At 71.3% G+C, this 19,338-nt stretch carries 12 protein-coding genes and 1 pseudogene; 6 read left to right on the forward strand and 7 right to left on the reverse strand.

Going from position 1 to position 19,338, the window contains the following annotated elements; translation table 11 throughout:
• Positions 1–98 precede the first annotated feature (98 nt).
• Positions 99–2,000, reverse strand: a complete 1,902-nt coding sequence (locus QQG74_RS08450; protein WP_341719722.1) for a hypothetical protein — start codon at positions 1,998–2,000, stop codon at positions 99–101.
• A gap of 81 nt (positions 2,001–2,081) precedes the next feature.
• On the opposite strand from QQG74_RS08450, the gene QQG74_RS08455 reads away from it, so the two are divergent.
• The 5 genes from QQG74_RS08455 to QQG74_RS08475 all read left to right on the forward strand — a co-directional run bounded on the left by QQG74_RS08455 (position 2,082) and on the right by QQG74_RS08475 (position 7,655).
• Positions 2,082–3,401: a PQQ-binding-like beta-propeller repeat protein gene (locus QQG74_RS08455; protein WP_341719723.1), complete on the forward strand. Its 1,320-nt coding sequence runs from the start codon at positions 2,082–2,084 to the stop codon at positions 3,399–3,401.
• A 107-nt stretch (positions 3,402–3,508) separates the two neighbouring features.
• On the forward strand, positions 3,509–4,822 hold the full coding sequence (locus QQG74_RS08460; protein ID WP_341719724.1) for a hypothetical protein: 1,314 nt from the start codon (positions 3,509–3,511) through the stop codon (positions 4,820–4,822).
• An 80-nt stretch (positions 4,823–4,902) separates the two neighbouring features.
• Entirely contained in the window at positions 4,903–5,571 is a 669-nt protein-coding gene (locus QQG74_RS08465; protein WP_341719725.1) for a response regulator transcription factor, read from the forward strand.
• Between the two features lie 86 nt (positions 5,572–5,657).
• On the forward strand, positions 5,658–6,827 hold the full coding sequence (locus tag QQG74_RS08470) for a HAMP domain-containing sensor histidine kinase (protein ID WP_341721180.1): 1,170 nt from the start codon (positions 5,658–5,660) through the stop codon (positions 6,825–6,827).
• Positions 6,828–6,860: 33 nt separating this feature from the next.
• Positions 6,861–7,655, forward strand: coding sequence for an endonuclease/exonuclease/phosphatase family protein (locus QQG74_RS08475; RefSeq protein WP_341719726.1), 795 nt, complete (start codon positions 6,861–6,863; stop codon positions 7,653–7,655).
• A gap of 19 nt (positions 7,656–7,674) precedes the next feature.
• On the opposite strand, the gene QQG74_RS08480 is transcribed toward QQG74_RS08475, so the two are convergent.
• From QQG74_RS08480 to QQG74_RS08490, 3 genes and pseudogenes are all read right to left on the reverse strand, one after another.
• On the reverse strand, positions 7,675–10,794 hold the full coding sequence (locus QQG74_RS08480; protein ID WP_341719727.1) for a discoidin domain-containing protein: 3,120 nt from the start codon (positions 10,792–10,794) through the stop codon (positions 7,675–7,677).
• A gap of 233 nt (positions 10,795–11,027) precedes the next feature.
• Positions 11,028–12,394 (reverse strand): annotated as a pseudogene (locus QQG74_RS08485) (IS1380 family transposase).
• A 354-nt stretch (positions 12,395–12,748) separates the two neighbouring features.
• A complete protein-coding gene (locus tag QQG74_RS08490; protein ID WP_341719728.1) occupies positions 12,749–13,636 on the reverse strand; it encodes a hypothetical protein in 888 nt (295 codons plus the stop codon).
• Positions 13,637–13,913: 277 nt separating this feature from the next.
• On the opposite strand from QQG74_RS08490, the gene QQG74_RS08495 reads away from it, so the two are divergent.
• The gene (locus QQG74_RS08495) at positions 13,914–14,297 is read left to right on the forward strand and encodes a VOC family protein (protein ID WP_341719729.1); all 384 of its coding nucleotides are present in this window, start codon (positions 13,914–13,916) and stop codon (positions 14,295–14,297) included.
• Between the two features lie 64 nt (positions 14,298–14,361).
• Here the strand turns inward: QQG74_RS08495 and QQG74_RS08500 are convergent, their stop codons facing one another.
• The 3 genes from QQG74_RS08500 to QQG74_RS08510 all read right to left on the reverse strand — a co-directional run bounded on the left by QQG74_RS08500 (position 14,362) and on the right by QQG74_RS08510 (position 19,156).
• Complete coding sequence (locus tag QQG74_RS08500; protein ID WP_341719730.1) at positions 14,362–16,431, reverse strand: 3-hydroxyacyl-CoA dehydrogenase NAD-binding domain-containing protein; 2,070 nt, start codon at positions 16,429–16,431, stop codon at positions 14,362–14,364.
• On the reverse strand, positions 16,428–17,639 hold the full coding sequence (locus tag QQG74_RS08505; protein ID WP_341719731.1) for a thiolase family protein: 1,212 nt from the start codon (positions 17,637–17,639) through the stop codon (positions 16,428–16,430). The genes QQG74_RS08500 and QQG74_RS08505 overlap by 4 nt, the downstream gene beginning before the upstream one ends.
• Positions 17,640–17,806: 167 nt before the next feature.
• On the reverse strand, positions 17,807–19,156 hold the full coding sequence (locus QQG74_RS08510) for a ribonuclease D (protein ID WP_341719732.1): 1,350 nt from the start codon (positions 19,154–19,156) through the stop codon (positions 17,807–17,809).
• Between the last annotated feature and the right edge of the window lie 182 nt (positions 19,157–19,338).

Raw genomic sequence — 19,338 nt, forward strand, 5'->3', positions numbered from 1 at the left:
TCGCGGCGGGACTGCTCTCGCCGAACGCGCGTGCAGCGGTGACCCTTTGTTAAGAAGGGGCCCTTCCTATACACCAGGCGTTAGGAAGGGCCCCTTCCTTACACCCGGTCGCGTACGTCCCAGAGCCAGACGTCGTCTACCCGCTGCGGTTCGCCGAGCAGTGCGGTCATCAGGTCACGCAGCACGGCCTCCTTGGGATGGGCGCCGAGCACCACCACCGAGGCCCGCCAGAAGGTGATGTCCTCCACCGCCTGCCGACGGTTCTCCTCGGTCAGCTCGGGCAGCTCCCCGGTGTCCATGGTGCGGTAGATCAGGGTGCTGGTGGGCCGGTTCGGTGCGCCGAAGACGCCTTCGCCGTCCAGGTTCGGGCCGATGAAGTAGCCGGCCGGGATCGGGAACTCGTGCTGGGTCAGCGCGCTCCAGCGCAGCGTGGAGAGCCCGTGCACGTTGCTGGGGATGGGCACCGGCACCAGCGTGCGGCCGTCCGGCACGTACGGCCGCCAGGCGCCGGAGGTGATGAAGGCCGGCGGCGGGTCGACCGGCTCGGCCGGCAGCGGGGTGGGGATGAGCGGCAGCACGGCGAGTGAGATCGCGGCGTACCCGATGCCGCGCCGCCAGCGCGGTCGCTGCCGGGCGGTGGCCACCGGTTCCTGGTCGCTGGTCGCTGGTTCCCCGGCGTCGGGTGCCCCGACCGACGGTTCCCCGGCGCGTGGTGCCGGCACCGGCGGCCGGCGGTTACCGGCCACCGCGTCCCAGGCCAGCGCGAGCAGGACGCCGAGCGCGGCGGTGGTCACCAGGGTCAGTCGGGTCGGCATCATCATCTCGACCAGGGGCAGATCCGCCGGAATGTACGACCACGGGCCGGCGATGCCGGTCAGTTCGCCGTTGAACCGGATCTCCGGACCGAGCGCCGCGACCGAGAAGAACACCACAAGCACGGCCAGGATCCGGGCGACCAGCGAGCGGCGCACCAGCAGCGCCAGGGCCAGCACGGAGACCAACACCAGCGGCCAGCCGAACCAGGTGTTCTGCTCGGTCAGCCCGATGGTGGCCTCCACCGCCTCGGTGCCGGCGATGGTGTCGCGGGGGAAGGTGACGAAGGCGACGACGTCCTCGCCCCAGCTGTGGAACACCCCGCCCTGCAATCCCCGGTAGGACTGCGGGCCGTTGAACTGGAACCAGATCGGGTAGGCGGTCAGCAGCAGGGCCAGCCCGCCACCGACGCCGAGTCCGGCACCGAACGTGCCGGCGCGCCGCCACGCCACGCGCGGTCGCATGATCGCGTACGCGATCACGATGACCAGGCAGGCCAACGCCGTGAGCAGCAGCATCTCCTCGTTGATGAAGATCTGGTACGCCACCAGCAGACCCAGCACCAGTCCGTTGCGTCGCCACCGACCCGGTTCGGCCAGCCGGAACACCCGCACCACGATCAGCGGGAGCAGGAAGTTGGAGACGAAGTTGGGCTGGCCGTTGGCGTGGTGCACGATGCCCGGGGCGAAGCCGAGGAACGCGCCACCGACGAAGGCCGCGGCGCGGGAGCGCACCAGGTGCCGGGAGAGCATCCAGTACGAGGTGGCGGCGGTGGCCGCCAGCGCGCCGCCCAGGTAGAGGGCGTAGACCACCTGGGGGCCGAGCAGCCAGGTGAGCGGGGCGAGCGGCAGGGTCACCCCGAGCAGTGAGGTGTTGGCCATCATGTTCACCCCGTCGGGGGCGTTCTGCCGCGTGGTGAACAGCGGGTTCTCCAGGTGCAGCAGCGAGTACGCGCCGTGCGAGAACAACCACTCGAACCAACTGTGGTCGGTGGGCAGATGCGACGACACGCGGTTGTTCACGTCCACCCAGTAGTTGAGGCAGACGAGGACACCGAGCAGCACGTAGGCTCCGATGGCCAGCAGGTCGGCGCGGGCCGGCCAACGGCGGGAGCGTCGTGTCGGCGCGTCCGCCTCGACGGTCTCGGGGACGGGATTCAGCGAGGGATCTACCACCGGCACAGCCACGACGGGCCATCGTACAGGCGGCTGCCGGCGCATCCGACGCTGTCAGGGCCGCGCGTCGGATGCGCGGCGGAGAGGACGAGCGTGACGTTGATCGACCTCGGCGAGCTGACCGAGCCGACCGATTCACCGCCGCGCCGCCGGCACCGGGCCGGCAACCGGTGGCTGCCGGCCGGGTTGGTGGCGTTGGCCGCTCTGCTGACCCTGGCCGGTGCCGCGCCGCCACCGGCCCGGGTGCACGCGACGGTGCCCGCCACGCTCGGTTCCGATGTGTTCCTCGCGGAGGACGAGATCTTCACCGTCACACCGTTGCCGGGAGTGACGGACGGCCGGCAGGAACTGACCGCCTACCGCCGGCCGGAGCAGACAAGCGTCCGGCCGCAGCGGCTCACCGCGCTGTGGCGGCTGCCGGTGCCGACCGGCGGCCAGGTCGTCCAGGTGGCTCCGGTCGCCGACGAGGCGGTACTGGTCTCCGTGGTCCGGCGGCGTTCCACGGCGGACGCGAACTCGACCGAGACGGTGTTGCTCGACACCCGTACCGGGCAGGAACGGTGGCGGGCACCCGGGACCGCGACGCTTGACGCCTCGGGACGTGCGCTGCTGCGCACCTGGCCGGTGGATGAGCCGCTCGTGCTGCGGGCGGTCGAGTTGGCAAGCGGTAGGCAATTGTGGTCGAAGACGATGGCGGCGACCTGGGTGGACTACCACGCTCGCGACGGTGTGGTCGACGCCCTGGTGGTCACCACGTCCTCCGGTGACATCGAGATCCTGGATCCGGCGAGCGGCCAGGTCCGGCACAGCCTGCCCGTCCCCGACGACAACCTGGCCGGCTACCAGCAGACGTCGGTGGTCGACGACCTGCTGGTGACGGTGCGCAACTCGCGGACCGTGACCGCGTACGACCTGGACGGGCTCACCCAGCGCTGGCAGGCCGTCGTGCCGCTGGCCGACTACGTCAGCCGGTGCGGCACCCTGCTCTGTGCCCGGGTCAACCGGGGCAGTGGCCAGCTCCTCGATCCGGAGACCGGCGCCGTGCGGTGGAGCAGCCCCGAGGACGTGAACGTCATGCTGGCCAGCGAGAGCCGGGTCCTGGCGCTCGACACCACCGGGCGCGACGCCACGGCGATCGTCGCCATCGATACGGCGACCGGCCGGCCGCCGGCCGACTACGGCAGCTGGAACATCGTCGCCAACTACGAGTACGAACGACACCTGCTCGGGGTGCAGCAGCGGCCCGACGGCGGCCTGGTGCTGGCCCGACTCGATCCGGCGCAGGCGCGACCGCGGATCGTCGACGTGCTTGTCGGCGCCGCCGGCGACTGCCAGCACCGGTACGGGTTGATCGCCTGCCGGCGTCCGGACGGTGACGTCGGGGTGTGGCGACTGCCCGCGTCCGGACGGTGACATCGGGGTGTGGCGACTGCCCGCGTCCGGACGGTGACATCGGGGTGTGGCGACTGGCTGAGTGATCTCGCGGACCGGAGACCGCGCGATCCGGTCGAGGCGGGACGATGGTGGAGAGGACGGCCGTGACCTTCATCGACCTCGGCGAGCTGACCGAGCCGACCGAGCCGGCACCGCCGCTGCGGACCCGTCGGCGCCGTCCCGGCCGCTCGCGGACATTGCTGGCGCTGCTGGCGTCGGTCACCCTGCTGGTCGTGGCCGGTGCCGCGCCGCCGACCCCGAGGGTGCGGGCGATCCTGCCGGCCGCGCTTGCGGTGTTTCTCAGCACCGAGCACGTGTTCACCGTCGTCGCTCAGCGCGGGGTGACCGACGGCAGCCAGGAACTGCTCGCCTACCGCCGGCCGGAGCCCACCGTCGGCCCGCCGCAGCCACTCACGCCGCTCTGGCGGATGCCGCTCGGGTCCTTCCACGGTGTCCAGTTGGTGGAGTCCGTCGCCGACGGCGTGCTGCTCATTCTCGCCCCGACCGGTCAGGCCGACCACAACTACGCCGAGACCCTGCTGTTGGACGGCCGCACCGGGCAGGAACGCTGGCGCAGATCCGGCACCGGCACTCTCGACCCGTCCGGTCGCCTGCTGCTCCAGACGGATGCCGCCGCGCGGCCGGACAGGCTGACCGTGGTCGAGGTGGCCAGCGGTCGCGAACTCTGGTCGTCGTCGGCGGCCTGGGCGAGCTACCACGAGCCGCACGCGGTCGTCGTCACGTACACCCCGGCCGGCGACATCGAGGTGCTGGATCCGGCGACCGGTGCGGTACGGGGCCGCCTGTCCGACGTCGACGAACCGAGCGACCGGCTGTACGCGGCGATCGCCGGCGACCTGGTGGTGGTGCTCCGCAACCCCACCACCGTCGTCGGCTACGACCTCGACGGGCTGGTGCAACGTTGGCGGGTGTCGGTCACGCCGGTCGACTACGTCACCGGGTGCGGCGACCTGCTCTGTGCCCGCGCCCACCATGGCGGCACGCAGCTGCTCGACCCGGTGACCGGGGCCGTCCGGTGGACCCACGTGACCGACGCCGACGACGTGTACATCGACCTGGCCGGCGAGCGACGGGCCCTGGCGATGGATTTCCGACCGTCGACTCCAGGAGTGACGGCAATCGACGCGGCAACCGGCCGGACCGCGCCGGACTACGGCACCTGGGCCCGGGTCGCCGGGCCCGGCCTCGCCCCGTACCTGCTCGGGGTGCGGTCCGTGGCCGGCGGTGGTCTGGTGCTGGCCCGGCTCGACCCGGCGCAGCCGCAGCCGCGACGGATCGACGTGCTGGCCGGCGCCGTCGATGGCTGCCAGTACCGGGCCGGCCTGATCGCCTGCCGCCGCCACGGCGGCGACTTCGGGCTGTGGCAGCTGCCCGACTGACGGCGACGCCGGGCGCGCCGAGCCGCGACTTGGCGACCGGCGCTAGGTTGTCGGTGGTCGTGGGCGGAAAGGGGCGGGACATGCGGGTACTTGTGGTCGAGGACGAGCGCAACCTCGCCGACGCGATCGCGCGTGGCCTGCGCAAGCGGGGGATGGCGGTGGACATCGCCTACGACGGCGACAGCGGGCACGAGATGGCCTTCGTCACCCGCTACGACGTGGTGGTGCTCGACCGTGACCTGCCCGGGATGCACGGCGACCAGATCTGCGCGGAGCTGGCCGCCTCCGGCGCGTTGACCCGGGTGCTGATGCTCACCGCAAGCGGTACGGTCGCCGACCGGGTGGAGGGGTTGCAGCTCGGTGCCGACGACTACCTGCCCAAGCCGTTCGCCTTCGACGAACTGGTCGCCCGGGTGCAGGCGCTGGGCCGGCGGGCCACCCCGGCCGCGCCGCCGGTGCTGGAACTGGCCGATCTGGTGGTGGATCCGGCCCGCCGGACCGCCACCCGGGGCGGCGCGTCGGTGGAGCTGACCAACAAGGAGTTCGGCGTGCTCTGTGAGCTGCTCAAGGCGCGCGGTGCCGTGGTGTCCAGCGAGGAACTGCTGGAGCGGGTCTGGGACGCCAACACCGATCCGTTCACCACAATCGTCCGGGTCACCGTGATGACCCTGCGCCGTAAGCTCGGCGACCCCCCACTCATCGAGACCGTGGTGGGTGCCGGCTACCGGACCGCCGAGGTGTCGGCGTGACGCCCCTGCGGGGCCGGCTGTCGTCGCACGCCCCAGCCGCCGGGGTGACCCGCGCGCTGCGGCGCCGGCCCAACTGGCGGCCCGGCCTGCGGCTGCGGCCCACGTTGCGGCTGCGGCTGACCCTGCTCAACGGCGTGCTGCTGGTCGGCGCGGGCGCGGTCCTGGTGCTGCTGGCCTGGCTGCTGGTCCGCGACGCGCTGCGGCCCACCGACGAACTGCTGCCGGGCACGACAGTGCTGCTGGCCGACGGGACGTCGCTGGACGCCGCCGCCTGGCAGCAGCGGATGGTCGACTCGGCCTCCGGGGAACTGCTGGCCAAGGGGTTGGCCGTGCTGCTGGCGATCGGCGCGGTCGGCGCGGTCGGCGCGTACGCGGTCGTCGGGCGGGCGCTGCGGCCCCTGCACCAGGTCACCGCGACCGCGCGCCGACTCGGCGAAACCACGCTGGACCAGCGCATCAGCTACACCGGGGCGGACGACGAGGTGGCCGAGTTGGCGGACACCTTCGACGCGATGCTGGACCGGATCGCCGCCGCGTTCGAGGCGCAGAAGCGGTTCGTCGCCAACGCCTCCCACGAGCTGCGTACGCCGCTGGCGGTGATGCGTACCGAGATCGACGTGACGCTCAGCGACGACGAGGCGGACACGGCCGAGTACCGCCGGATGGCCACCGTGGTCCGGGACGCCTCGGAGCGGGCCAACGGGCTGGTGGACGCCCTGCTGGTGCTGGCGCGCAGCGAGGCGCAGAAGGGCCGCCGGCTCGGCCGGCGTACCGAATGTGACCTGGCCGCCGGCACCGCGAACGCGTTGTCGGCGGTTCGCCGGGAGGTGGACCGGATCAAGCTGAACGTGCAGACCTCGCTGGAACCGGCACCTGTGGTCGGCGATCCCGGCCTGCTGGACCGGTTGGCCGGCAACCTGATCGAGAACGCGGTCCGCTACAACCACCTGCACGGTCGGCTCTGGGTGCGGACCGGTTCGCACGGGCAGCGCTCCTGGCTGGTGGTGGGCAACACCGGCTTCGAGGTGGATCCGGCCGACGTGCCGGGCCTGTTCGAACCGTTCCGGCGGGGCGGCCGGGAACGGACCGGGGCGCGCGGGTCGGGGCTGGGCCTGTCCATCGTGCGGGCGGTGTGCGACGCGCACGGCGGTACGGTGACCGCGGTGGCACAGCCCGGCGGCGGCCTGGAGGTGACGGTGATGCTGCCGGTGGCGGACGCCGCGCCGACGGTGGAGCAGACCTCGACCGGCGGGTAGCCACCGGTCCAGCGAGCGAGCGGGGGTTCGGTAATGCGGATCACGAGTGTGAACGCCTGGGGCGGCATGCTCTTCGACGAACTCGTCGAGTGGCTGCCCGGCAACGGGGCGCAGGTGCTCTGCCTCCAGGAGGTGACCCGGACCGCCGGCCTGACCGGCTGGACCCGGTTCGAGGACGGTGAACGCAAGCTGCCGCAGCGTGCGGACCTGTTCGACGACGTACGTGGCACGCTGCCCCGGCATCAGGCGATCTTCCTCGCCAGCGACTCCGGTCCGGTGCACGACGACATGGGTGCCCGCCATCGGCAGGACTTCGGCCTGGCGACCTTTGTGGCCGAGGACCTGCCGGTCGTCGGGGTCGACTCCGCCTTCGTGCACGGGGAGTTCGTCGACCACGACGAGTGGCGGGTCCCGATCCGGCCCCGGGTCGCCCTCGCCGTGCGTACCGTCGACCGCGTGGCCGGCCGGTCGGTGTGGGTGGTGCAGATGCACGGGTTGCGCGATCCGGCCGGCAAGGCCGACACCCCGGCCCGCCGTGGCCAGGCCGAGCGGCTGGCGCAACTCGTCCGCCGGATCCGTGGTCCGCGCGACCTGGTGGTGGTCTGCGGGGACTTCAACCTGCTGCCCGACAGCGAGACCTTCGACGTGCTGGCCGAGGTCGGGCTGACCGACCTGGTCGGTACGGCCGACACCCGGACGTCCCGCTATGCGAAGCCGGTACGCCACGCGAGCTACCTGCTCGTCTCCGACGTCGCCGCCGTCGAGCGCTTCGAGATCATGGCCGAACCGGAGGTTTCCGACCACCGGGCCCTGATCCTCGACATCTGAGCGGCATCCGCAGCGGTGCCTACCGGGCGGCCACCCGCAGTTCGGCGATGCTCGTCCACGGCTGCCCGGTCACCTCGGACAGGGCCCGCAGCCGGACGTACCGGGCGGAGCGGGCGCTGAAGCAGGCGGTCTGCTCGGCTGTCGTGTTGGCCCACGTCCCGGTCGCCGCCGCCGTGCCCCACGTCGTCCCGTTGCCGGAGGTGTGCACCTCGTACCGGGCGATCCGCCCGTTCTGGCTGGCCTGCCGGGGCAGGTAGTAGAGGCAGCTCACGCTCATCGCGCGGCCCAGGTCGAGCTGGATCTCGTGCGGATGCGACGGGCTTGCCGCCTGCCACTCGGTGTGCCAGATGGTGGCCGGGTTGCCGTCGAGGACGTTTGTCGCCCGGCCGTCCTCGGCGGCGACCTCCTGGCTGTCGGCGCTACGCACCGTCAGCGCCGTCGCCGGCAGGCGCGGCGCGACCGCCACGTTCAGCTCGGCCACCGACGTCCAGGGTTGCCCGTTCACCTCGCCGAGCGCCCGCAGGCGTACGTAACGGCCGGTCTTTGCGGCGAAGCTTGCGGACTGTTCGGCGGTGGCGTTGGGCCAGGTGCCGGTGGCGACCGGGCTGCCCCAGGTGGTGCCGTCGGCGGAGACGTGGACCTCGTAGCCGGCGATGCGGCCGTTCGTCATGTTCTGCCGGGGCAGGTAGTACAGGCCGGTCACGTCGTAACTGCCGCCGAGGTCCAGTTGGATCTCGTGCGGGTGCGACGGGCTGGCGGCCTGCCACTGGGTGTGCCAGATGGTGGCCGGATTGCCGTCGAGCACGTTCGTGCCGCGGCCGTTCTCGCCGGCCGTCTCCTGGCTGTCCACCGAACGCACGGTCAGCTGCGACTGGGGCAGCCGTTCGCGGACGAAGGTCGCGGTGTAGGTCCGGGCCGTGCTGGGTGCGGTGATGAGGTGTGTCTGCGCGCCCCCGTCGGACCAGGCACCGAAGACGTACCGGACGCCGTCGACGGTCTGCGGCGTCACCGCGCTGATGGTGTTCGCCGAGCCTTGGATGACGGTCCGGGTGAACGGCGTGGTCTCGCTGGCGCTGCCGACCGCGACCGGTAGCCCCGGCGGGTTGCTGGTGAAGGTCAGCTCGACGGTGCGCGGGTCGAGCCGCCGACTGGCGGTCGCCGACAACCCGCCCGCGTCGGTGGCGGTGAGTACCAGCTCCAGATAGGACGGATACTCGTGGTCGGGTGCCGGGAAGCTCGCCCCGGCCACGCCGGTCCATTCCTGCACCGTGTGGATATGGCAGTTGTCCGGGGTGTAGCAGTGGTGTTGCAGCAGTTGCCAGCGCAGCGCCGAGGCGGGCAGGGTGCCCTGCTCCGGGTCGGTGGCCCGGCCGGTGAAGGTGATGTGCTGCCCGACGACGAAGGTGCTGCCCGCCGCCGGGGTGTCGATGACGGCGGTCGGGCCGCTGTTGCCGGACTGGATGGTGACCGTACGGGTGTCCGCCACGTCGAGCGTGTCGATGACGCGCAGCCGTGCGGTGTACGGGCCGCCGGCCGGGTAGGTGAAGCTCGCGGTCGGGGTACGCGCGTCGACCGTGCCGTCGTCGGTGAAGTCCCACTCGTAGCGCAGCAGGCCCTCGTCGGCCGGGTCGGGGTCGCTGGAGGCGGTCGCGTCGAAGGACACGGTAAGCGGCGCGTCGCCGGTGGTCGGGGCGGCCTGGAGCACGGCGACCGGCGGTTGGTTGCCGGCGAAGTGGCGGACCCGGCGGATGCTGCCGGCCGCGTCGGCGTAGTACAGGTCGCCGCCGGGGCCGATCGCCAGGTCGACCGGGTTCGCCGCCTGGGCGACGAAGGTGAGCCGGTTCGCCGCGTCGGGCGTACCGCCGGGGGTGGTGGGGAGCATCGCCCAGATGCAGTCGCGGGTGTAGTCGGCGAAGAAGAGCGCACCCCGGTACGCGGCCGGGTAGTCGCCGCCGGCTGTCGGGTAGAACGCCATGCCGGACACGCTCGACCCGCCGGTGGGGCAGCTCTCGCCGGTCACCACCCGCCCCGAGTGCTGATATCCGTAGTACGGCGCGGTCTGCGTACCGGCGGTGTAGAGGCCCTCGCAGAGGTCGAGGTTGGCGCCGTCGTAGCCGCCCTGCCGGTTGGGTCCCTCGTAGCAGGGCCAACCGAAGTTGGCGACCTGGCCGGTCGGGTCGGTGAGCCGGTTGACCTCCTCCCAGGTGTTCCAGCCGACGTCACCGATCCAGAGTTCGTCGGTGCCGGGCCGGACGGCGAACCGGTACGGGTTGCGCAAGCCGTAGCCGACGATCCGTCGGGTGTTCGGGTCGGTGGAGCCGAGCGCCGGGTTGTCCGGTGCGGCGGCACCGGTGAGCGGGTCGAGGCGCAGGATCGTGCCGTCCAGGCCGGTCGGGTCAGCCGCCGTACGGACGTCCTGGGAGCGCAGCGCGCCACCCTCGGCGGTCGGTGGCGTCATGCTGCCGCCGGGCGGGTCGGCGCACGGGTTTATCGGGTTGCCGAGCTGCCCGTAGTCGACGACGTTGTAGCTGGCACCGTCACCGGAGCTGAGGTAGAGCATGCCGTCGGCGCCGAAGTGCAGGTCACCGATCGAGTGCGAGGGGTACTGCTGGCACCAGTCGTGCAGCAGCACCTGCTCGGTGCCGGTCATCACGTCACCGGCGGCCTCCAGCCGGGACAGCCGGCCGGTGACGATGCACTGCCCGCCGTTGGCCCCGCCGACCGCGTTGCAGTTGTCGTTCCACACCGGCGCGACCTGCCCCGGCGGGGCGTCGTAGGTGTAGAGCACGTAGACGTACGGCTGGGTCGGGAAGTCGGGATGCAGCGCGAGGCCGAGCAGGCCGCGGTCGTTCTGATTGTGTACGTTTACCGAAAGGTCGGCAAAGATTGTCGCCGTGGTGTCGGCGATCGAGTCGAACACCTTGATCCGGCCGGCTTTCTCGGCGACGAATATCCGCCCGTCGGGCGCGAATTCGATGTTCATCGGTTGGTTGAGGCCAGTCAGGACGGTTTGTTCCCGAAATCCGGTGGGCAGCACGGCGGCCGATGCCGGGCTCGGTAATCCGACGACAGCCAGCAGTGCGGCGACGAGTGCGCTGACGAGAAACGAGGACATAAAACGCTGACCGGACACCGGCATCCTCCCCCAAGGTCGTGGCGGGAAGAATGACAACACATAATAGTGAATATTTTTGAACGTTGATGTGGCTGCCCGCATCGGCTGGCTAACCTCGGTCTTTCGCTTAAGCGTCGACCCATAGCCATCATTCGATGAATGTGATTCGGGTGTTTGTTGCTGTTTTGGTGGCATGCTAAAGGCCCGGCGCGGGGCCGGGTTCCTCTGTGTTGCTGGTCGGGGCGTGAGTCGCGGGGTCAGCCGGTGGGGCGGGGTAGTGCCGTGAGGTTGGTGAATGCGCTGTTCAGGGCATCGGCCCAAGGCCAGTCGGCGGCGATGGCGAGGCGGGTCCTGCGGGCGGTGCGGGTGATCCGGGCCGCGACGTGCAGCAGCCGGTAGCGAAGCTTCTTGGGTTCGGCTTTGGCGAGGTCGCCGTCCAGGAGAATGGTCTGGGTCCAGGCGAGCAGGTCGATGCCGGTCAGGGCGAGTTGGAGCCAGGCCTGGTTGATCGCGAAGACGCGGGACGGGAACCGGCCGAAGCCGGTGGTCTTGCCGGTGCGGATCTTGTCCTCCACCCTGGCGTGAGCCCGATGCCGGGCTTCCAGGAACTGGATGCTGCCCGTGCCGGGCGGGGTGTCGGTGGCCACGACCTGGTGCCGCCAGCCTTCGATGGTGTCGAACAACGACAGTTGGGCGCCGGGGTGCGGGCGTTCCCGGCGGACCAGGAACCGGGTGCCCTCGGGCCAGCCGGCCGCCTCGAACAGGCCGGTGATCTCGCAGACCTCGGCATGTTCGCGCAGGTCACCGCCGGTGTCGACAGCGGGGACCCAGCCGGTCGCGGCCCGGATCGCTTCCTGACCGGTTCGGTGATCGCGGCGCCGACACTGAAGCGGATGTCGAGGTGACGTTCGCGCCAGGACCGGATGTGGGCGAGGAAACCGTGACTGGATCCGGCCGAATCCGAGCGCAGCAGGATCGGGGTCCCGTGCCGGTGGATGTCGGGGATCTGGGCGAGAGCCTGGTCCAGGACGGTGATGTGGTCGGTGGTGGTGTTCGAGCCGGCCCGGCCTTCGCGCAGCAGACCGGCGAGGGCCTCGCCGGTGTTGTCCAGAAAGCACAGCAGTGGGTGGAACCCGAAGGTCTTCTTCCAGGTGCGGGTCGCGGACTCCTTCTCGGAATGGCAGATCACGATGGTCGCGTCGATGTCCAGGACCAGGCCGTCCACCCGCTGACCGGCCACCATCGGTTGCGGCAGGTCGCCGCGGACCTCGGCGTGCTGGGCCCAGGCGACCTCGCGGGCGTGTGCCCGGGCGGCCCGCAGTTCGGCCAGCATCGTTTCGTCGAGCTGCGACAACAGTCGCCACGCGGTCGGGTCGGACGCGACCGTTCCGAACAGGGATGGCTGGTTTCGCAGTACTGCCAGGTCAGCGATGGCCTCGCCGCCGTCGGCGAGCATCACGGCGAGATCGACCGCGATCCGGCCCGGGTCGTGCCCGCCCTGCCGCTGCCGCAGTCCTGCCAGTGCCTGGCTGAATGCGCTGGTCAAACCGGTCGTATCCGCGAGATCGGCGAGCAGACGGGCGCCGGCGTGACCGACCACGCCTCGCCCGTCCCCCGTGACCATGATCTTCGGACGTGTTCGGGTAGTCTTCACCCAGCAAGTGCCTTCCGTGACGGGTTAACAGGACTCTCGACAAGCCCTATTTTCCCTGATCAGAAGGCACTTCTTCGTTTCCGGTCCACTCCTTGGACAGCCCTTAACGAAGGGCCGAGGCTAATCCGACGCACACCCCGAATGATCAATGAACGTGTCGTACCTGCCGTGAACGGGCAAGCCGGAAACAATTCATCGGCACCCGTCCGGACGCGGTATCCACCGGCCGCCGAGCAGTCGGCGGCGGGTCAGCACCACGACCGGGCCCCGTCCGGCCGGCGGTGCCGGCCGGGTCGGTCGCGGGCCTGGTCGTGGCTCGCCCACTCAGTCTCGCTGCTCGATCTGGCCACGGATGGTGACGAACTGGGCTTCGGCCTCGGCGCGGGACGAGAAGTACATCACCACCAGGCCGACGCTGCCGCGGTTCGCCCAGGCGCAGATGCCCATCGGCACGCCCTCTGCCTGGCCGTCACCGCAACTGGCGTCGCCGCCGAGCGGACCCGCGTCCACCGCCGCCATGTTGGTGACCCCCAGTTCGCCGGAGAGTCCCTGGATCGCGTCGTCCAGTTCCTTCTTCGGGTCGACCATCACCCCGGAGACCGCCACGATCAGGACGAGATCCTGCGCGGTCGGGTCACCGTAGAAGGCCCCGACCGCGCCGGTCTCGTTCTCCACACTGGACTTCAGACCCTGGACCATCTGGTCGGAGGCGGTCTGCAACTGCGGATCGGTCACCTTCGGCCGGCCGGCCAGGGTGTCCGGCGCGACCACCCGGGTCCGGGTCGCGTCGATCGTCTCGTTGACCGTGTCCTTGACCGCGAACCAGATGGCCGTACCGCCACCGACGCAGAGCACCAACAGCACCGCGAGGACGATCAGCACGATCTTCCCGACGTTCGACTTCTTCTTCGGCGGCGGGAAAGCGCCCCCGGGCGGCATGGCGCCGGGCGGGAAGGCACCGCCGGGCGGTACGGCACCGGGCGGGAAGGCACCCCCGGGCGGCGGATATGCCCCACCGGGCGGTACGGCGCCGGGCGGCGGCGGGAAGCTGGCGGGTGCGCCCGGCGGCTGCGCGGCGGGCCCGGCCGGCGGCTGCGGCGGGTACGGGCCGGGCGCGGCGGGTGGGTAGGGAGTGTCACCCGGCGGCGGGTAGCCGGCCCCTGGCGGGTACGCGCTCGGCGGGTTCTGGTGCTCGTCCGGGGGTTGGGACATGGGGTCAGCTCCTGCTGTTGACGGAAGCGGTGATCCTAACCAGGCAGGGCACGTCGCGCTGTCCGGTGCACAACGGGTTGCCGGTAGGACCGGGCGAGTGCGAAGATCACGGTGTCAGCCCGATCAGGAGGGGGGTGCGTCGATGTTCACTGTGATGCTGTCCGCGCCCCGCCTCGCCGGCTGACCGCTCACCTTCGCGGGGCACCTTCCAGCGGGAGAACCGTCCCGCAGATCAGCGGACCCAGCACGTCAGTTCTGACTGCGAAGAGGGACGACAATGAGCGCACGAATCCACAACATCGGAATCGACTGTCACGACACGTACGCCCTGGCCGGCTTCTGGGCCCAGGTGTTCGAGTGCCCCCGCCAGCCGGACGACTTCCCGGGTGACCCGGAGGCCATGCTGCTGCCCCCGGGTGGGCCGGAGGTGCTCTTCCTGGCCGTACCGGAGGGCAAGACGGTGAAGAACCGCCTGCACCTGGACCTGGAACCCACCGACCGGACCCGGGACGAGGAGGTCGAGCGGCTGCTCGGCATCGGCGCCCGGCACGTCGCCGACCACATCCGGCCGGACGGCACCGGTTGGGTGGTGCTGGCCGACCCCGAGGGCAACGAGTTCTGCGTACTGCGCAGCGCCGCCGAGAAGGCGGCGGCCGGGTGATGTGACGGACCGGGGGCCCAGCCGCAGTCGCGGCTGGGCCCCCGGCCCTCGGCTCGCCGGGGGCTCAGCCGGGCAGGCTGGCCACTCCCGGGGGCAGGAAGCGCTGACCGGTGACCCGCTCGCTGGTGCCGGTCCGGTCCAGGTACGGCGTGACGCCGCCCAGGTGGAACGGCCAGCCGGCACCGAGGATCATGCACAGGTCGATGTCCTGCGGCTCGGCCACGACGCCCTCGTCGAGCATCAGCCGGATCTCCTGCGCCAGCCCGTCCAGGGCGTTGCGCCGGACCTCCTCCTCGGTGAGCGGCTGGTCGCCGACGACCAGCAGCTTCGCCACCTCGGTGTTGATCTGGTCGTCGACCACGATCGGCTGGCCGGAGTCGGCGATCCGCTTGAGGTTTTCGCTCACCCCGAACCGCTCCGGGAAGGCGGCGTGCAGGGTGCCGCCCACGTGGTACGCCACGGCCGGGCCGACCAGCTGAAGCAGCGCGAGCGGACGCATCGGCAGACCCAGCGGATCCAGCGCCCGGTCGGCCACCTCCAGCGGGGTGCCGGCGTCCACGGCGGCGAAGACCGAGCCGAGGAACCGGGTCAGCAGCCGGTTCACCACGAAGGCCGGCGCGTCGGAGACCAGCACGCTCGACTTCTTCAGCTGCTTGCCGACCGCGAACGCGGTGGCCAGGGTCGTGTCGTCGGTGCGCTCGCCCCGGACGATCTCCAGCAGCGGCAGCACCGCGACCGGGTTGAAGAAGTGGAAGCCGACCACCCGCTCCGGGTGCGCCAGCTCCTCGGCCATCGCGGTGACCGAAAGCGAGGAGGTGTTGGTGGCCAGCACCGCCTCCGGCTTGACGATCTTCTCCAGCTCGGCCCAGACCTGCTTCTTGACGTTCAGGTCCTCGAAGACCGCCTCGATGACGAAGTCGGCGTCGGCGAAGACCGACTTGTCGACCGAGCCGCTCACCAGGCCGTACAGCTTGGCGGCCGTGCCCTTGTCCATCCGGCCCTTGCTTACCTGCTTCTCGATCTGGGCGTGCACGTAGCCCACACCCTTGTCCACCCGGGCCTGGTCCAGGTCGGTCAGGACCACCGGCACCTGGAGGCGACGGGCGAAGAGCAGCGCGAGCTGGCTGGCCATCAGGCCGGCACCGACGATGCCCACCTTGGTCACCGGGCGGGCCAACTCCTTGTTCGGCGCGCCGGCCGGTCGCTTGGCCCGCCGCTGCACCAGGTCGAAGGCGTACAGGCCGCTGCGCAACTCCTCGGAGAAGACCAGATCGGCCAGGGCCTCGTCCTCGGCGGCGGTGCCGGTGGCGAAGTCGGCGTCCTTCGCCGTCTCCAGCAGGTCCAGCGCCCGGTAGGCGGCCGGTACCGCGCCGTGCAGCCGCTGGTCGAGCGTCTGCCGGGCGAAGTAGAGCACGCCCGCCCACATGTCCTTGTCGACCTCGGGCCGGGTCACGGTGACCTCGCCGCGGACCACCCCGGCGGCCCACTCCAGCGACCGCTCCAGGAAGTCGGCCGGCTCCAGCAGTACGTCGGCGATGCCCAGCTCGGCAGCCTGCTTCGGCTTGAGCATCTTGTTCTGCATCAGCGGGTTCTGGATGATCACCTGGGTGGCGGCCGGGATGCCGATCAGGTTCGGCAGCAGCTGGGTGCCGCCCCAGCCCGGGATCAGACCGAGGGAGACCTCGGGCAGGGCCAGGGCCGCCGCACCGGCCGACAGCGTCCGATAGTGGCAGTGCAGGGCCAGTTCCAGGCCGCCGCCCATCGCCGCGCCGTTGACGAAGGCGAAGGTCGGGACCGCGCTGTCCTTGAGCCGGGCGAAGATCCGGTGACCCAGCCGGCCGATCTCCAGCGCCTGGTCCCGGTCGGCCAGCAGCGGCAGGCTTGTGATGTCCGCGCCGACACAGAAGATGTACGGCTTGCCGGTGACCGCGATGAACGCCGGGTTCGCCGCCAGCGCGGCGGTGACCGCCTCGTCCAGGCTGGCCAGACCGGCCGGTCCGAGGGTGTTCGGCTTGGTGTGGTCGAATCCGTTGTCCAGCGTGATCAGGGCGGCCGGACGGTCCAGCCCCGGCACGTTCACCTGGCGCAGCAGCGCCTTGGTGACCACCTCGTTCGGTGCGGTGAGCGCGCTCACTTGTCTCCACCCTCCTGCGCGGATCCCGTCCAGTGCGGGTTCTCCCAGATGACCGTGCCGCCCATGCCGATGCCGATGCACATGGCGGTGAGCCCGTACCGGACCTCGGGATGCTCGGCGAACTGCCGGGCGAGCTGGGTCATCAGCCGTACGCCCGAGGAGGCGAGCGGGTGCCCGATGGCGATCGCACCGCCCCACGGGTTGACCCGCGGGTCGTCGTCGGCGATGCCGAAGTGGTCGAGGAAGGCGAGCACCTGCACGGCGAACGCCTCGTTCAGCTCGAACAGCCCGATATCGTCGATGCTCAGGCCGGCGATGCGCAGCGCCTTCTCGGTCGATGGGATCGGGCCGACGCCCATCACCTCGGGCTCGACACCGACGAAGCCGTACGACACGAGCCGCATGGCGATCGGCAGGCCCAGCTCGCGGGCCACGTCCTCGGCCACCAGCAGGCTGGCGGTGGCACCGTCGTTCAGGCCGGCGGCGTTGCCCGCGGTGACCTTGCCGTGCGGGCGGAACGGGGTCTTGAGGGTGGCGAGCTTCTCCAGCGAGGTGTCCCGGGGCGCCTCGTCCACAGTGGCCAGACCCCAACCGGTCTCCGGGTCGCGGATCGCCACCGGCACCAGGTCGTCCTGGAGCTTGCCGTTGGCGTACGCCTTGGCGGTCTTCTGCTGCGAGGCGAGCGCGAAGGCGTCGGTGCGCTCCTTGGTGATGTGCGGCACCCGGTCGTGCAGGTTCTCCGCGGTGGCGCCCATCACCAGTGCGGACGGGTCGACAAGCTTCTCGGCCACGATGCGCGGGTTCGGGTCGACGCCCTCGCCCATCGGGTGGCGGCCCATGTGTTCCACGCCGCCCGCGATCGCGACGTCGTACGCGCCAATGGCGATGCCGCTGGCGACGGTGGTCACCGCGGTCATCGCGCCGGCGCACATCCGGTCGATGGCGAAGCCGGGCACGGTCTTGGGCAGGCCGGCCAGCAGGGCGGCGGTGCGGCCGATGGTCAGGCCCTGGTCACCGATCTGGGTGGTGGCGGCGATGGCGACCTCTTCGACCCGCTCCGGCGGCAGCTGCGGGTTGCGCCGCAGCAGCTCGCGGATGCAGCGGATCACCAGGTCGTCCGCGCGGGTGTTGGCGTACATGCCACCCGCCTTGCCGAACGGGGTGCGGACGCCGTCGACGAAAACGACATCCCGTACTTCACGGGGCACTGTGAGCCTCCTAGCCGGCACTGGCGTTTCTCCGGATGCTACCCGTCAGTAACAATCCTTGCCCGCGCCTCCCCCTGTGGCCCAGCCCACACCACCCCCCAACCCGGCCCTGTTGATCAAGAGGTTTGCGTCAGCGACCCGCCGTGCGGCTGACGCAAACCTCCTGATCAACGCGGGTCGGGCGGGGTGGTGGGAGTGGTCGGCAGGGGGAGGAGGGCTTCGGCGAAGGCGGGGAGGAGGAGGGCGATCTGCCATTCGCGGGCGTGGTAGCCGCGGAGCACCTCGGCGACGGAGGCTTCGGTGATCTCCTCGGGCGGCTGCCAGGCGATGCGGCGGACCGTGTCCGGGGTGATCAGATTCTCCGGTGGCAGCCGGTGCTCGCCGGCCAGCCGCAACACCACCTCGCGGCAGCGTGCCAGGCGCGCGGCGGCGGCCGGGTCCCGCTCCGCCCACCGGTGCGGCGGGGGCGGGCCCTCCACCGTCGGCGTCACCGGTAGCTCGTCATCGGGCAACTGCCGGGCATCGTCCAACGCGGCCAACCAGGTGCGGGCCAGCCGGCGTACCGACCGGCCACCGAACCCGGGCAGGGTGAGCAGCGTCTTCTCGTCCTTCGGGTCCAGCTCGGCCGCCGCGACGATGGCCGAGTCCGGCAGCACCCGACCCGGTGCCGAGTCGCGGCGAGCGGCGATCTGGTCGCGGGCGTACCACAGCGAACGGACCCGCGCCTGCGCCCGCGCACCACGGACCCGATGGATGCCGGAGGTACGCCGCCACGGCTCGGCCCGCACCCGGGGCGGTCGTGCGCCGGTACGCACCAGCGCGGCGAACTCCTCCGCCGCCCATTCGGACTTGCCCTGCCGGGCCAGCTCCGCCTCCAGCGCGTCGCGCAGATCGACAAGCAGCTCCACGTCCAGCGCCGCATACGTCAGCCAGGACTGCGGCAGCGGCCGGCTGGACCAGTCCGCCGCAGAATGATGTTTCTCCAGGCTGAACCCGAGCAGTTGCTCGGTGAGCGCGGCCAGGCCCACCCGTTCGAACCCGGCGAGCCGGGCAGCCAACTCGGTGTCGAACAATCGGCGTGGCCGCAGCCCCAACTCGGCGAGGCAGGGCAGATCCTGGTTTGCGGCATGCAGCACCCATTCCGCCTCGGCGATCGCGGCGTCCAGGGCGCTCAGGTCAGGTAAGGGCAGCGGGTCGATCAACGCGGTGCCGGCGCCGCCGCGGCGCAGCTGCACGAGGTACGCCCGCTGGCTGTAGCGGTACCCGGAGGCCCGCTCGGCATCCAGCGCCACCGGCCCGGCACCGGCCGCGAAACGGGCCACCACCTCGGCAAGTTGCTCGGATTGGGCGATCGGTTCGGGAGTGCCCTCACGGGGCGCCGTCAGCGGCACGGACTCGCTGCCGGTGGGTTCGGTCCCCGCGTCCGACGGCTCCGGCCGCGCCGACGGCGGGTGGTGCGTGTCGTTTCCCGTACGGCTTGCGGCGGCCCGACGGCGCAGGGGTGGTTCGTCGGTCACCTGACAACCCTAGTGCGCGAACGGATCGTGCGGCGCGCACCCGTCCCGTCGCGTGTCGCTAAGCCGTCGGCGGCGTTACGGGTCGCGGAGTCGGCGGCGGCGTCACGGGTCACGTATCGCCTCAACCGGTGGCGGCGGTGCGGGTCGCTGAGTCGTCGGCGGCGCTGCGGTCGCGTATCGCT

The sequence above is a fragment of the Micromonospora sp. FIMYZ51 genome, assembly GCF_038246755.1.
In the GTDB taxonomy this organism is placed as follows: domain Bacteria; phylum Actinomycetota; class Actinomycetes; order Mycobacteriales; family Micromonosporaceae; genus Micromonospora.

What these genes read in the sequence shown, in the direction of transcription:
- QQG74_RS08490 (WP_341719728.1), bottom strand. Translation starts at nt 13,636, where the DNA reads ATGTCCCAACCCCCGGACGAGCACCAGAACCCGCCGAGCGCGTACCCG.
- QQG74_RS08460 (WP_341719724.1), top strand. Translation starts at nt 3,509, where the DNA reads ATGGTGGAGAGGACGGCCGTGACCTTCATCGACCTCGGCGAGCTGACC.
- QQG74_RS08495 (WP_341719729.1), top strand. Translation starts at nt 13,914, where the DNA reads ATGAGCGCACGAATCCACAACATCGGAATCGACTGTCACGACACGTAC.
- QQG74_RS08480 (WP_341719727.1), bottom strand. Translation starts at nt 10,794, where the DNA reads ATGCCGGTGTCCGGTCAGCGTTTTATGTCCTCGTTTCTCGTCAGCGCA.
- QQG74_RS08475 (WP_341719726.1), top strand. Translation starts at nt 6,861, where the DNA reads ATGCGGATCACGAGTGTGAACGCCTGGGGCGGCATGCTCTTCGACGAA.
- QQG74_RS08465 (WP_341719725.1), top strand. Translation starts at nt 4,903, where the DNA reads ATGCGGGTACTTGTGGTCGAGGACGAGCGCAACCTCGCCGACGCGATC.